Raw genomic sequence first — 14,104 nt, 5'->3', positions numbered from 1 at the left:
CGACGGAAATCGGCGAAAATGACCGGTCCCGACGCCGCTCCTCGCCTTGCGAAGCAACAGGCCGCCTCAGCCCGTCCGGGCCGAATCGGCCTTGCTGCCCCGCAACGTGGCATCAACGGACTCCCACGCCTCCCGCAACTCGGTCAGCCCGGCGATGATCCGCCGAAAGCTCTCGCGGGCATGCGGCCGGCCGTAGGCCTTGAGGCTCGCCAGAATCAGGACGTTGTAGGTCTGGAACATCCGTTCCGCCACCGCCCCACCCTTGGCGAAATCGAGATTGTGGCTCAGCCCGCGCAGGATCGCCGTCGCCTTCATCAGGTGCTCGTGTCCCTCCTCGAAGCGCCGTCCCTCCTGGGCGTTCAGCGACTTCTGGAGGGAGGTGATCGCCCCGCCAAGCAGCATCGAGACCGCCTTGAGCGGCGGCACGCTCGTTGCCGCTCCCCGATAGGCCTGGTTGGCCATGTACGCCATCGGATTATGCATCATCAGTTACTCGAGCTGGAATTGAGCAGGGCCTTGAGATAGTTGAGCGTGCTATTGGCGCTCTCGATCGCCGCCTGGTACTTCGCGTATTGCGTCTCGAGCTGCGACTGCAGCGTCGACGCTGCGCTGTTGATGTCGTCGACCTTCTGCTGGAGCTCATCGTCGCGGGTCGTTAGACTGGTAATCTGCGTTTGCAGCACGCCGCTCGACGACGAGTAGTCCTTTGCGAGCCGATAGAGCTGCGTTGCAATGCCCGAGGTCGACGTCACCGCGATCGACTGCGAGGTCGAGCCGCTATAGGTGAAGGCCATGCCAGCGTAGATCGAGCCGGAAGCGCCGATAATCGTAGTGCCGCTGACCGTGAACAGCGACGAGTCGCCGCCGACCGACGCCGACGTGAGGTTGCCGTCGGAATCGACCGCCAGATCAAGGGTGAAAGATTGCGGCGACGTTCCGGTATTGACGACGCTGAGCTGGCTCGACGACGTCGTCGTCTGCGCCGACAACAGCTTGGTCACGCCGCTCAGATTCGTGCTCAGGATATCCGACAGCGTGCTGGTATCCAGTTCGAGTTCATTGCTCTCGTTGAAGGACAGGCCGAGATCGGCCATGGTCAGGCCGCCCACAGTCGAGTTCAGTGCATTCTGAAGAGCATCCATGATGTTGCGCATCGTTCCGTCGCCGAACAGCACCGCGCTCGAATCCGCGGTGCCGTCGGTTGCGGTTTTCTGCTGTGCGATCACCTCGTCGCGAAAGGCGTTGTAATTGGTGACGAACGTCTCCAGCGTCGACTGGATCTGGCTGGTGTCGGTCTCGATGCTGATGCTCAGTGTCGCTCCGTCCGGCGTCACCTGGAGCAGGCTGAAGGTGACCCCGCTCAGGACGTCCGTGATGTCGTTGGTGTCGCGGGTCATCGCGATGCCGTCGAGCGTGAATTCGGCGGCCTGCGCCGCCTGGAGCTCGTCGGTGAAGCTCCCCGAACTGTCGGTCACCCCGAGCTTGTTGAGAATATCGTCCCCTGACGTGCTCGAATAGGTGATGTCGGCGGCATCCTCCGTGCCCGTCAGCACCATCTGGAACGAGGTGCTGGAGACCTGCACGATCGAGGCCTGGACATTGGTCGTCGAGGTCTGGGCATTGATGGTATCGACGATGTCCTGAAGCGACATCGTGCTGGTGATGGTGACATCGGACGTGCTGCCGCCCTCCAGGCCAATGGAAAACGTGCCGGAATATCCGAGTTCGTCGGTCTGACTGGATTGCGACGCGCCGGAAACCTTTTGCGCGGTGGCCAGCTGGCTGATCGTCAGCGTGTGGTCGCCGATCGCCGCCCCGCTCTTGAGCGTCATGGACAGCGCCGACGACGCGCTCACGTCGCCGGTGGAACTGATGCTCGCCGCGCGCGTCGCAAACGCGCTGGTGGACAGCGAATTGACCACCGCCGTGGAAAGCGACGCCAGGCCCGAAGATAGCGTCTTCAGATCGCTTTGCAGCGTCTGATAGGCCGATATCTTGGCTTCATTGTTCGTGATCGTGGTCGAGATCGTGTCCGCCTGCGCGGTCTTCGCGTCGACGGCGGACTGGATCAGCGCCGTCCAATCGATGCTGCTCGAATTGGTGGTGCCGCTCGTCGTGACCGACACGCCCGAGGAAGTCGTGCTTGTGCTGCTGGTGCTGGAGCTGACGCTGGCCACTTTGCTTGGTTGTCCCCGACAGAGAGGATCGGGCCGGCATCATGCCGGCCCGGTCAGTTGATCATCAGCCCAGGAGTTTGAGGAGGTACTGCGGCATCTGATTGGCGGCGGCCAGCGCCGAGACGGCAGCCTGGGTCTTCACCTCGGCCGAAGACAGCTTGGACTGCTCGGCCGCGATATCCACGTCCTTGATCGCCGAGTTCGCCGACTGGAGATTCTGCGTCTGGGTCGAGATCGAGTCCGACGAGAAATTGAACCGCGATTCCTGGGCGCCGATCGAGGCGCGCGCGGCGGAGACCGTGTCGATCGCGGTATCGAGGGCGTCGAGCGCCGAGGTCGCGCCGGACTGGGTGCTGACGTCGAGCGAGGTGACCGCGAGAGACGATGCCGTCAGGCTGGTCAGCTTGATATCGATGGTGTCGGAGCCGTCCGAGCCCACCAGCACGGACACGCCGGACGAGAACACGCTGGAACCGTCGAGCAGGCTCTGGCTGGAATAGCGGGTGCCGGTCGCGATCGAGTCGATTTCGGAGTTGAGCTGCGAGAATTCCGACTGGATGTAGGCGCGGCTCGAATCGGTCGTGGTGCCCGAGGCGGATTCGGAGGCCAGCGACTTCATGCGCGCGAGAATGTCGGAGATGTTCGAGGCGCCGCCGTCAGCGGTCTGCAGGATCGCGGTCGCCTGCGAAGCGTTGGTGGCGGCCTGCTGCAACGTGGTCACGTCCGAGGAAATGCGGGTGGAGATCGCAAGGCCGGCGGCGTCGTCGGATGCCGAGGTGATGCGCGAACCGCTCGACAGCTTCGAGAGCGAGCTGCTCTCCTGCGCGGAGTTGATGTTGAGATAGCGGACCGCGGCGTTGGCGGCCGTATTGGTATTGATGGCGGGCATTGGAAGCTCCTGTGCTGATGGGCAAGCGTGCCGCATCGTTGAAATCGACTTACGACGACGCGGACCGCAGCCCCGTCCGTTCGCTCAAACGACGGAGTGCAAGCAGATCAGGCGCGAAAATTTCTGCGCGGCGAATTTTATGGTTAGCAATCGGTAAACGCGGTGCGGATGTCGCGTTCGTGTTTTCGCAGCAACTGCCGAAGCTGCTGACGTCCGCGCTTGAGCAGCGACTCGACGGCCGCCACCGTGGTGTCCATCACCTGGGCGATCTCGCCGTTGCTCATGTTCTCATGGTACGAAAAGATCACCGCGATGCGCTGCTGCTCGGGCAGGCGCTGCATCGCAAGCTCCAGCATACCGTTCAACTCGTTGCGCTCGATGATCTCGACGGCGCCGGGCTGACCGTCGGCAACCTCGGGCACGGTATCGACGTTTTCGTTACGCGGCTTGCGACGCAGGTCGATGCAGCGGTTGGAGATGACCCGGTAGAGCCAGGTCGAGAATTTCGCGCGGCCATGCTGCCAGCGGCCGCGATGGCTCCAGATCTTGAGCATGGTGTCCTGCACCACGTCTTCGGCATCCGCCGCGTTGCCGACGATGCGCAGCGCAATCGCGTAAGCGCGGTCGATGTGACGCTCGACCAGCATACGGAATGCGACTTCGTCGCCGATGGCGAGCCTGTCGATAAGCTCGCTGTCCTCGTCATAGACGACATCGTCCGCGACCGGCGCGCTGTCCGGTGCGAGCGGCACCGACGGCGCTACCTGGACGATCGCATCATCAGGCATTGCCGTCGTGATCTCGGCCTCGGCGGGAGCCCAGACATCAGCAGCGTAACTCATCCCGCAACCTCCAACCCGCAACGCCGGCGGCGCACATGCCACACGGCTTCCAGGCGTTGAACGCGACACCAAAACAATCCAGGCGGATAATTTTTGTTATTTTTCAAGATGTTAGCCGGTCACTTTTGCCGGGTGTGGGGCAATAATTGCCGACTGCGCGATGGTCTTTCGCATCAAGCCTGCAATCTTCGCATCGTCTCGCGTCATGGCTGATCATCCATCCTGAACAGATGTACTCGTGAGAAAACGCTGACATTACGCGGCACTAGGTGATCGGGCGCGACACGCGCGTAGCACGCGAGGAAGCGATTGTTTCCGGGTGTGAACGAACGCGAGACGATCTCTGCACCCGGCAATTTTTTCCGAATCACCTTTTCGAACCTAGCTGTTTTTTTGAATCTGTCAGTCACGACGAACGCGATTTTGAATCGTGCGTGAACTTTTTTCGCATCGATCGCGCCTGACACCGCGTGCGCGCACGTTAATCGTCAGGGTGGACGGGGAATTGTCGCATGAAGATCGCAACGGCGGGGCTCGAGCCCCGCGCGCACATTGTTTCTGCCTGGTCATTCGATGTTTTCGATACGTTTCTGCTTCGCGCCTGCACGACGCCCGATGGCGTATTTGAAAGGACTTGCGAGCTTTCAGGCATTTCACGAATTTTGCCGAATGTTTCCGCGAGCTTCGTTCAGCATCGCATTCAGGCCGAATCGCGTGCACGCCGGACCGCGAAGGAGAAGCGCGGTACGAGCGAAGTTCATATCGGCGAAATCTATTCCTATTTTCCGTTCAAGCTGTTCGGTCTCTCGCGAGATGGCTTGAACGAGCTGATCGAATCGGAATTCGCCGCCGAGCTGGAGCTGTGTCGCGCCAATCCCGACATGATCAGGCAATATCTGGACATGAAGCGCGCCGGCCATCGCGTCGGCTTCATCTCCGACACGTATTGGAACTCCGGTCGACTGGCGCGGCTGCTGCGGGCCTGCCGTCCGGGACTGACGTGGGACTTCCTCTATGCGTCCTGCGATCATGGCAGCAGCAAGAGCGAGGCGCTGTTTGCGACCTATCTGTCGGAGCAAGGCATCGATGCCGCCGCTTCCTTTCACGTCGGCGACAACGAGAAGGCCGATATCGGGGGCGCGCGGCGGCATGGCATTCGCCCGCGCTACTATCCGCAGGCAACGGCACAGCTCGCCTCCAGGCTTCAGCGCGAGACCGCGCTGTTCGAGCTGCTGTGCGCGGGAGCGCCGTCACGGCTCGATCACGGCTCACGCACATTGCGGCGGATGGTCGCCACACGCAGCGCCGAGAAATCTCCTGCCTTCCATTTGGGTCTTACCATCCTCGGCCCGGCCATGACCGCCTTCGACGCCTTCGTGGCGCGGCGCTGCGAGGACGTTGCAGGGCCCGGCCGCAGGGTCGCGCTCGGCTTTCTCGGGCGCGACGGATTTCTGTCGCACCGGATCTGGCAGGAGCTGCACAGTGACACGGCGGCCTATCTCGAGATCAACCGCCGCGTCAGCCTGATCGCCTCGGCCGACACCATGCAGCCGCTGGTCGACCTCCTCAGCAAGGTCTTCAGGATCGACGCGCCGACCTTCGGCGATGTGGTGAAGCTCATGCCGCCGAAGGTCGCGGCGTTCTTCGCCGGCTTTCCCGGCGGTATCGCCTCCGGGGAAGAGCTCGCCGAGGCGCTTCCCGGCCTGATGGATCCCGACGAAATCGTGGAGCTCGCCGCAGGCCTGCGGGCCCGGCTGCTCGCCTATCTGCGCCAGGCCATCCCCGGCTTCGACGACTGCACCGACCTCGTGCTCGCCGATCTCGGCTATTCCGGCAGCGTGCAGAAGGCGTTGCGGCGCATCTTCGACCTCGAAGGCATCAAAATCCGCCTGCACGGCGCCTACCTGATGTCGCTCGACGACGCCTTCGACGACATCGCCGAGCGCGACAGCGCGGAGGGCTTCGTCTCCGACCTCGTCGTCACCCCCCATATCAAGCGCATGCTGATCCGCAACGTCGCGGTGCTGGAGCAGATCTGCTGCTCACCCGATGGTTCAGTGCGGGATTACGATGGCGGCGTGGCGCTGCGCGAGATCAATCCGCGGCCTGCAAGCCAGATTGCGTTGGCCGCCGAGATCCAGACCGGCGCCCTTGCCTTTGCGGAGAGCGCCGACGACGTTGCGCTCGACCATGGCCTCGATCCCTATGCGGCGACCGATGTCGCTTCACGATGGTGTGCGGCGACGCTGGCCCGGCTTCTGCTGCTGCCCGACAAGGACGAACTCGCTCTGCTCGGCGGATTGAAGCATGATGTCAATCTCGGCACGCACGCGCTGGCGCCGATGCTCGACGGCGAATTCGTCCGCCGTCAGGTCACGGCGCGCGGCCTCTCTGCCGCCTGTGCATCGGTCGCGCCACCAATGTGGCTGGCGGGCAGCTTTGCCCTGATGTCTCCGTCCCACGCCTATCTCTATACGTTGTTCGGCGCCAACCGCCTGCCAGCCGACGTCTTCGAGGAGAGTCCCTCCGGCACCGTCCAGGTCGGGCTGTTTCGCGGCGATGGCGAGGCCAGGCTCGAAACGGTGAGCGTCCATCGCACCGGCCTCGGCGAGCTGCGCGTCCGCATTCCGCTCTCGCGCACCATGGGCATCACCATGATCGCGCTGCCGCTGCCGAAATTCGCCGCCGAAGGCCTCCTGCATGGCGTGACCATCCAGACCGCCGAACTCGTCCGCGATGCGGCCGAGCGTCAGGACGTGATCGGCATCGCGGCGGAAAGCCTGGTCTATGCCGGAATTCAGAGGAATGGCGACCATTATCGCACCGAGAGCGAGGACGGCTGCCTGCTGATCCCGGTCGCCAAGATGACTGAAGATATCGCGATCTACTCCGTCGCAATCACGCCGCTCGGCTCCAGCCCCAAATAGTGCGCCTGATCGCCCGGCCCGGATCGTTCAAGTCCTGGGATGGGACCGGGGGTACGAAATTGACGGGCAGGACGCACGAAAACCTGGATCGGCTGCTGCAATCCGGCGGCATCAGGCTTGGACGAGCCCAGCGCGACCGCCTGGACTGGCTGGCCGGACAGTGCGGCGCGCCGACGTTCGACGATGTCTCAGACACCGGGCGAAAAGGCGTCATCATCCTGAGGGAACCGCCGAGTGGCGCGGCGGCCGAGCTGTTCTACCGTTCGCTCTCGCCCGGCTGTGCCGTCGTCATTCCAACGAGCGAGAATCCGGGCTTCGACTTCCTCAAGTCCAAGCTGACCGAGTTCGGCACCGTCGGCCCATGCGGCGCTGACGGCCCGCATGAGCTGTGGTGGGGCGGCATCGGTTGGTCGAAGTTCCTCACCGCGGCTGATACCTGCACCGTTCGCCCGCGAATCGTCTCCTGCTACCCGCGGGGCGGCGACGCGACCGCAGCCTCTTCGCTCCGAAACTCGCTCGAGCGACTTGCCCTTGCCTGCCACATCGAGCCGATCGACGCAGAGTTCAGCGACCGTGTCCTCTGCTTCGAGAAGGCCGAGTTCATCGTGCGGATGTGGAACAAGTACCGCGAGCCGCTGCTGTTCGTCGAAGCCGGCGCCATGCTGCGCGAGGCCCCGCTGCTGCCGTCGTTCCTCGGCTGCGATGTCGCGCTCCACAAATGGAACCGCTGGGAGATGTCGGCACGTACCCTCTATCTCGGCCGCACCGAACGCGCCGAGATGCTGTTGCGCGCCTGGCAACAGCTCGCAGCGTCCTATCCGACGATCTGGGAAGGTTATCTGCTCGACCAGGCCTGGAGCCTGACGTCCTCGCAGGTGCCGCTCGACACGGTGTGGCTGCCGCGGTCCTATCATGCGCTGAAGGGCGACCTCGGCGCGATGCGCGCCACGGTTCTGCATGACCAGCAAACGACGACGCTGGAGCTCGGGCCGGATCCGGCCTTTGCCGGCATCGTTCGCGCGGCCCGTCGCGCCGGCCGGAGCAGCGCCCGTGATGCCTTCATGGTGATGACCTCGAATGCCCAAACTGCGAACGGCGTGGCCGTGATCCTGCGCGACATCGCAGCCAGCGACGCCGGCGCGGTGGCCGCCACCGTGGAAGCCCTGACCGGCGCCTATACCGCCAATTGCGGCGGCTACGGTCGGCTCGAACTGTCGCTCTGCGCCTGGCAGGACGATGTCGGCGCCGCACGCGATGCCGCGGCCCTGGCGCGCTACCGCATCCTGGAGATCGCGCCGGGACAGCGCATCGCCAATGATTTCTTCGCTCACCAGGCCGCCGACGACGCAGTCATGACCGCCCGCCATCTCTTTCCCTGACGGACACGCAAGATGCTCAAGACCATCATCCTCCTCACCGACACCGTGCAACAGCAGCAGCCGCTGGCCAATCTGCTCCGCGAGCACAATCGCGAGCTCGCTTTCTGTTCGGCACTGCGTGCCCAGGATCTCTGCGCCATCGTGCCGGAGGTGCTGAGCGAAGCGCGGCTGGTGTCCTTTGCCGCCGATGTCGCCGTCCCCGAAAAGCTCCTGCTCCGGCTCGGCTATGGCGCCTACAAATTCTACGCCTTGCCGATGCAATATCCGGGTCTGCCGCCGGCACCCGACGAGAGCGATGACGATCCGCGCTGCTATTCCGTCATCGCACAATCGATGACGATCTGGCCCGATTTCAAGAAAGTGGTCGGCCTGGAAACCGTGACGATCCCGGACGGCACCGTACCCGCCGAGCGCGAGCGCCTGGTGTTCTCGCGCCTTGCGCATCTGTTCTGGCAGATGTCGGGCATGATCGCCGGCGAGGCCACGGATCTCCCGGGGATCATCGGGTCCGGCGAAAGCCAGCGGCCGACGCTCGCGATGATGAACTGAGTTATCGCGCAGAACGTCTCAGCTGCTCCGACAGGGCATCGCGATGCTCGGGCGCGGCTATCGCGATCATGCGGCGCGCACGCTCGACAAGACCGCAGCCGCGCAGCTCGGCGACGCCCCATTCGGTCACGATGGCATCGACATCGGCACGCGGCGTCGTCACGGTCTCGACATGCGTGACGATCCGGCTCGTGCCGTCGGACGCGGTTGCCGGCAGCCCGATGATCGCCCGGCCTCCGCGCGATGCATTGGCTCCGCGTACGAAATCGAGCTGCCCGCCGATCGCCCCGATGGTCACGCCATTCAGCGTCTCGGAATTCACGCTGCCATCGAGCCCGACCTGAAGCGCCGAGTTGATCGCGACTAGCCGCTTGACCCGCGCCAGCACGTTCTGGCCGTGCGTGTAGGACGTCGGCCGCACCGCCACAGCCTTGTTCTCGTGCACGAAGCGGTAAAGCCGCTGCGTGCCGATCATCTGGTTGGTGATGGTGATGCCGGCATCGATCTCCTTCTCCGTATTCGTCACCGCGCCGCGCTCGATCAGCTCGACGACAGCGTCGTTGATCAGGCCGGAATGGATGCCCAGATTGCGCACGTGGGACAGCGAAGAGAGGATCGCGTCAGGAATGCGCCCCACGCCGAACTGGAGTGTGCTGCCATCCGCAATCAGATCCGCAGCATGCACGGCGATGCGCCGCGAGACATCGTCGAGCGGCGGCGATGCCAATTCGACCGGCGGACGGCCGGCCGGCACGCGCACATGGACCGGCACGTCCTCGGGCCATTCCGCGCCGAACGTAAAGGGCGCATCCGGATTGATCTCGGCGACGACGAGGCGCGCGCCGCGCGCGGCATCGATGACATAGTCGTTGGAGAGGCTGGCGCTGAGCCGTCCCCCGGCTTCCGCAAGCTGCACGAGGACGACATCCGCCTTGTGGCGTCCCGCAGCGAAGTCGGCACAGAAGGCGCTGTAATTGCTCGGGATCACTTCGAGCCGGCCCGCTTTCGCAAGCCGCCGCGTATTGCCGATCACGCCGTAGCTCAGAAACGACACGTTCGCCGCGCTCGTGGCCGAAAACGTCTCCGAGAACACCGGGCCGACCATCATGCGAAAGGGTGGAAGCTGTGCTGCCTGCGCCATCAGAGCTTCGGTCAGGGTGACGGGCTCCGCCGTCGCCTGCCCGCACACGACGAGATCGCCTTCGCGGATCAGGCCGGAGAAGTCGATCGGCGCCTCCCCCGACATCGCCGCCTCAATCCATCGGCGCGAGGCGCGCGGAAGATTCGCCGAGCAGCGTGCGCAGCTCCGTCTTCACGATCTTGCCATAGCTGTTCTTCGGCAGTTCGCTGGTGAGGTAGTAGTGCTTCGGCCGCTTGAAGCGGGCGATCCAGGCGTTGCACATCTGGTCGAGCTCGTCGCGCGTGACTGCCCGGCCCGCGACGGGAACGACGATCGCCACGACCTCCTCACCCCAATCCGGATGCAGCCGCCCGATCACCGAGACCTCGGCGACGGCGTCATGCCGGAGCAGTACCTCCTCGACCTCCCGCGGATAGATGTTGGTGCCGCCGGAGATGATGACGTCCTTGGAGCGATCTTTCAGCGTCAGGAACCCGTTCGCATCGAACGCACCCATGTCGCCGGTGTAGAGCCAGCCGCCGCGCAGCGTACTCGCGGTCGCATCCGGGTTCTGCCAATAGCCAGGCATCACGGTATCGCCCCGCACGACGATCTCGCCGATCTCGTCAGGTGCAACGTCCCGCCCCGCTTCGTCCACGGTTCGCACCTGCACGACGCTCTGCGCGATGCCGACAGAAGCAAGGCGCTCCTCGTATTGCGGATGTCCGGCATCGACATGCATGGACTTCGGCAGGTATGTGATGGTCATCGGCGTCTCGCCCTGACCGTAGATCTGCACGAGCTTCGGTCCGAACACGGCCAGCGCGGCCTTGCAATCGGCGACATACATCGGGCCGCCGCCATAGATGATGGTCTTGAGCCCCGGCGCGCTCTCGCCCGCCGCTTCCGCAGCGACCGTCAAGCGCCGCACCATGGTCGGCGCGGCGAAGAAGGAGATGCCGTTTCGCCTCGCCGTCAGTTCCAAAATCTCGTCCGGTTCGAAGCGGCCGCTCTCGGGAATGATCTGCGCGCCCATGCCGATCACATGCGGCACCATGTAGAGGCCCGAGCCGTGCGACATCGGCGCGGCATGGAGCAGCGCCTCTCCCGGGGCGACCGGATTGATCTCCGCGAGATAGTTCAGCGACATCGCAAGCAGATTGCGATGGCTCAGCACCGCCCCCTTGGGCCGGCCAGTGGTGCCGCTGGTGTAGAAGATCCAGGCGGGATCAGTGATCCCGACATCGGCGATGGCGATGCCTTCAGTCTTTTCCAGGCGGCGATGCTCGGCCGAGCCGATTTCGACGGTGCGCGGCTTGACTGCCGCGATCGACAACGCTTCTGACGCAACGTTCGCCATATCCTCGGTCAAGAAGACGACCGCCGCGCCAGAATTGTCGAGAATGAACGCGACCTCGCGTGGGTGCAGCTTCGCGTTGATGGGAACGGCCACAAGCCCGGCGTGCCAGCAGGCATAGAGGCAGGCGACATAATCGGGCACGTTCTTCATCAGCAAGGCGACCCGGTCGCCCCTGGTCAAACCAAAGCGCTGCTGCAACGACGCGGCCAGCGAGGCCACCGTCGCGGCGAGCCGGCCGTAATCGGCAACCGGCGTCAGCCCCTTGAACAGCGTCGGCGCGGACGCATCCGCCTTGGCGGCGCGCAGGAGATGGTGAGCGAGGTTCATGGCGATCCTGCCAGATGGTCCACGCGCGAAGCCTAGTACGACTTCGCCAGTCCAAGCACCTTTTCCGCGATGAAGCTGAGCGCCAGTTGCGGGCTGACCGGCGCGATGCGCGGGATCAGACTTTCACGCAAATAACGTTCGACGTGAAACTCCTTGGCATAGCCGAAGCCGCCATGAGTCATGACCGACTGCTCGCAAGCCTGGTAGCCGGCTTCCCCCGCGAGATATTTTGCAGCGTTGGCTGCGGCCCCGCACGGCATGCCCTTGTCATACTGCCAGGCCGCCGACATCACCATCAGCCAGGCGGCTTCCAGCTCGACCCAGTTCACCGCGAGCGGATGCTGGATGCCCTGGTTCTTGCCGATCGGACGGTTGAACACAACGCGTGTCTTGGCGTATTCGCTTGCGCGCGACAGCGCGACCTTGCCGAGACCGACCGCTTCCGCCGCGATCAGAATCCGCTCGGGGTTCATGCCTTCGAGGATGTACTGAAAACCCTTGCCCTCTTCGCCGATGCGATCCTCCATCGGGATCTCGAAGTCTTCGAAGAACAGCTCGTTGGAATCGACGATCTTGCGGCCCATTTTCTCGATCTCGTGGACCTTGATCTTCTTGCGGTCGAAATCCGTATAGAACAGGCTGAGGCCGTGGGTGGGTGAGCGCACCTCCTCCAGCGGCGTGGTGCGCGCCAGCAGCAAGATCTTGTGCGCGACCTGCGCAGTGGAGATCCACACCTTCTGGCCGTTGACGATGTAGCGGTCGTTCTTGGCCACCGCACGGGTCTTGAGCTGCGTGGTGTTGAGGCCGGTGTTGGGCTCGGTGACGGCGAAGCACGCCTTCTCGCGGCCCTCGACCATCGGAGGAAGCATGCGCTTGCGCTGCTCCTCGGAGCCGAACACCACGACGGGATTGAGTCCAAACACGTTGATGTGCACCGCGGAGGCGCCGGACATGCCGGCACCGGATTCCGCGATGGTGCGCATCATGATGGCGGCCTCGGTGATGCCGAGGCCGGAGCCGCCATATTCCTCCGGCACGCAGATGCCGAGCCAGCCGGCATCGGCCATGGCCTTGTGGAAGTCGTGCGGGAAGCCGCCGTCATGGTCCTTCTTGAGCCAATAGGCGTCGGGAAAGTCCTCGCAGACTTTGGCGATGGCGTCGCGAATCGCTTCCTGCTGGTCGGTGAGCGCGAAATCCATGTGCTTGATCTCCTTATTGGGAGCCGCGAGAGCTCCGATCCTAGCGCCCCATCTGCGAGGGCAGCCAGAGAATGATCGATGGAAACGCCACCAGGATCGCGATCGCGATCAGGTGCGCGATGAAGTGCGGGAAGGTGCCGTGGAACACTTCGGCGACCGGCCGCTTGGCATAGCGGGCGACGATGAAGCAGTTCAGCCCGACCGGCGGCGTGATCATGCCGACCTCGGCGGTGACGATCTTGATGACGCCGAACCAGATCGGGTCGAAGCCGAGCGTCTTGATCAGCGGCAGCACGATCGGCACGGTCAGCACCAGGATCGCGATCTGATCCATGAACGAGCCGAGCACGATATAGCCGAACAGGATCAGCGCGATGATGACCCAGCGCGAGGTCGGCAAGGATCCGACCCAGGCGACGAGGTCCTGCGTAACATGCGTGAGCGTGAAGAAGTAACCGAAGATCGAGGCGCCTACGAGGATGGTCGCGATCATGCAGGTACCATGACAGGCGCTGAGCAGCGCGCGGTAGAGAGTAGCCGGGGTTACCCTGCGCTTGGCGATGGCCAGCAACAGTGCCCCCGCAGCCCCCAACGCCGAGGCTTCGGTCGGCGTCGCAATGCCGAGATAGATGGTTCCGGTGACGAGCGAGAACAGCAGCACCATCGGGCCGACCTGCCACAGCAGCGAGAATTTCTCGCGCCAGGAGACCGGTTCGACGCGCGGGGCCCTCAAAGGATCTTGCCAGACCAAAAATGAGATCGTCGCCATGATGGTCGCGGTCACGAGCACCGCCGGAAGAATGCCGCCGATCAACAATTGCCCGATGTTGACTTCCGCAAGCAGACCAAAGATTACCAGCGCCACGCTTGGCGGAATCAGCATGGCGAGCGTGCCCGAGATGGCGACGACGCCGGCGGCCATCTTCGGCTCATAGCCCTGCTTGATCATCGCAGGAAGGCTCGTCGACGACAGCGTCGCCGCAGATGCCGTGGAGGTGCCACAGATCGCACCGAAACCGGCGCCGGCCAGAGCGGTCGCCATGCCGAGCCCGCCGGGAACACGACCGATCCACGCCGATGCCGTCTTGAACATATCGTCGGCGACGCCGGACAGCAGGACAAGCTCCGCCATCAGCAGGAACATCGGAATCGTGATTAGCTCGTAAGACGAGACCGTCGAGAGCGGTGCCGTCTGGAGAATGCCGAACAGTGTTCCCGTGCCGCCGACCATCAGAAGGCCGACCGAGCCGGCGAAGCCCATGGCGAAGCCGACCGGCGTTCCGATCGCGAGCAGCAAAAACAGCAGGCCGAGTACGAGAATGAGTGTCATTTCAG

General features: G+C 63.9%; 11 protein-coding genes. 3 read left to right on the top strand and 8 right to left on the bottom strand.

Going from position 1 to position 14,104, the window contains the following annotated elements:
* Window positions 1-66: 66 nt before the first annotated feature.
* From FNV92_RS07700 to FNV92_RS07685, 4 genes are all read right to left on the bottom strand, one after another.
* The gene (locus FNV92_RS07700; protein ID WP_168213313.1) at window positions 67-486 is read right to left on the bottom strand and encodes a flagellar export chaperone FliS; all 420 of its coding nucleotides are present in this window, start codon (window positions 484-486) and stop codon (window positions 67-69) included.
* Window positions 486-2,126, bottom strand: a complete 1,641-nt coding sequence (gene fliD / locus FNV92_RS07695) for a flagellar filament capping protein FliD (protein WP_244623748.1) — start codon at window positions 2,124-2,126, stop codon at window positions 486-488. The genes FNV92_RS07700 and fliD overlap by 1 nt, the downstream gene beginning before the upstream one ends.
* A 115-nt stretch (window positions 2,127-2,241) precedes the next feature.
* Window positions 2,242-3,066: a flagellin gene (locus FNV92_RS07690; protein WP_015684060.1), complete on the bottom strand. Its 825-nt coding sequence runs from the start codon at window positions 3,064-3,066 to the stop codon at window positions 2,242-2,244.
* 143 nt (window positions 3,067-3,209) lie between these two features.
* Window positions 3,210-3,908, bottom strand: a complete 699-nt coding sequence (locus tag FNV92_RS07685) for an RNA polymerase sigma factor (protein ID WP_143841474.1) — start codon at window positions 3,906-3,908, stop codon at window positions 3,210-3,212.
* Between the two features lie 512 nt (window positions 3,909-4,420).
* Between FNV92_RS07685 and FNV92_RS07680 the strand changes: the two genes are divergently transcribed.
* The 3 genes from FNV92_RS07680 to FNV92_RS07670 are packed head-to-tail and all read left to right on the top strand — an operon-like array spanning window position 4,421 to window position 8,763.
* The gene (locus FNV92_RS07680; protein ID WP_143841475.1) at window positions 4,421-6,835 is read left to right on the top strand and encodes a hypothetical protein; all 2,415 of its coding nucleotides are present in this window, start codon (window positions 4,421-4,423) and stop codon (window positions 6,833-6,835) included.
* Between the two features lie 59 nt (window positions 6,836-6,894).
* A complete protein-coding gene (locus FNV92_RS07675; protein WP_168213314.1) occupies window positions 6,895-8,214 on the top strand; it encodes a hypothetical protein in 1,320 nt (439 codons plus the stop codon).
* Between the two features lie 12 nt (window positions 8,215-8,226).
* A complete protein-coding gene (locus FNV92_RS07670; RefSeq protein ID WP_143841476.1) occupies window positions 8,227-8,763 on the top strand; it encodes a hypothetical protein in 537 nt (178 codons plus the stop codon).
* 1 nt (window position 8,764) lies between these two features.
* On the opposite strand, the gene FNV92_RS07665 is transcribed toward FNV92_RS07670, so the two are convergent.
* Genes FNV92_RS07665 through FNV92_RS07650 form a run of 4 tightly spaced genes read right to left on the bottom strand, consistent with a single transcriptional unit; the run spans window position 8,765 to window position 14,099 of the window.
* Complete coding sequence (locus FNV92_RS07665) at window positions 8,765-10,009, bottom strand: acetyl-CoA hydrolase/transferase family protein (protein ID WP_143841477.1); 1,245 nt, start codon at window positions 10,007-10,009, stop codon at window positions 8,765-8,767.
* Window positions 10,010-10,016: 7 nt separating this feature from the next.
* The gene (locus FNV92_RS07660) at window positions 10,017-11,570 is read right to left on the bottom strand and encodes a class I adenylate-forming enzyme family protein (RefSeq protein ID WP_143841478.1); all 1,554 of its coding nucleotides are present in this window, start codon (window positions 11,568-11,570) and stop codon (window positions 10,017-10,019) included.
* 32 nt (window positions 11,571-11,602) lie between these two features.
* A complete protein-coding gene (locus tag FNV92_RS07655; protein WP_015684053.1) occupies window positions 11,603-12,769 on the bottom strand; it encodes an acyl-CoA dehydrogenase family protein in 1,167 nt (388 codons plus the stop codon).
* A gap of 40 nt (window positions 12,770-12,809) precedes the next feature.
* Window positions 12,810-14,099 (bottom strand): TRAP transporter large permease, encoded by a 1,290-nt coding sequence (locus tag FNV92_RS07650; RefSeq protein ID WP_143841479.1) that lies wholly within the window; start codon window positions 14,097-14,099, stop codon window positions 12,810-12,812.
* Window positions 14,100-14,104 lie beyond the last annotated feature (5 nt).

The organism is Bradyrhizobium cosmicum, from assembly GCF_007290395.2.
GTDB lineage: Bacteria > Pseudomonadota > Alphaproteobacteria > Rhizobiales > Xanthobacteraceae > Bradyrhizobium > Bradyrhizobium cosmicum.
Note: the sequence above shows the minus strand (reverse complement) of the source record. Positions and strands in the feature narration are given on the sequence as shown.

Excerpts from the sequence above, each read along its gene's own strand:
- FNV92_RS07700 (WP_168213313.1), bottom strand. The coding sequence starts at position 486 with ATGATGCATAATCCGATGGCGTACATGGCCAACCAGGCCTATCGGGGA.
- FNV92_RS07655 (WP_015684053.1), bottom strand. The coding sequence starts at position 12,769 with ATGGATTTCGCGCTCACCGACCAGCAGGAAGCGATTCGCGACGCCATC.
- FNV92_RS07690 (WP_015684060.1), bottom strand. The coding sequence starts at position 3,066 with ATGCCCGCCATCAATACCAATACGGCCGCCAACGCCGCGGTCCGCTAT.
- FNV92_RS07660 (WP_143841478.1), bottom strand. The coding sequence starts at position 11,570 with ATGAACCTCGCTCACCATCTCCTGCGCGCCGCCAAGGCGGATGCGTCC.
- FNV92_RS07670 (WP_143841476.1), top strand. The coding sequence starts at position 8,227 with ATGCTCAAGACCATCATCCTCCTCACCGACACCGTGCAACAGCAGCAG.
- FNV92_RS07680 (WP_143841475.1), top strand. The coding sequence starts at position 4,421 with ATGAAGATCGCAACGGCGGGGCTCGAGCCCCGCGCGCACATTGTTTCT.
- FNV92_RS07650 (WP_143841479.1), bottom strand. The coding sequence starts at position 14,099 with ATGACACTCATTCTCGTACTCGGCCTGCTGTTTTTGCTGCTCGCGATC.
- FNV92_RS07685 (WP_143841474.1), bottom strand. The coding sequence starts at position 3,908 with ATGAGTTACGCTGCTGATGTCTGGGCTCCCGCCGAGGCCGAGATCACG.
- FNV92_RS07665 (WP_143841477.1), bottom strand. The coding sequence starts at position 10,009 with ATGTCGGGGGAGGCGCCGATCGACTTCTCCGGCCTGATCCGCGAAGGC.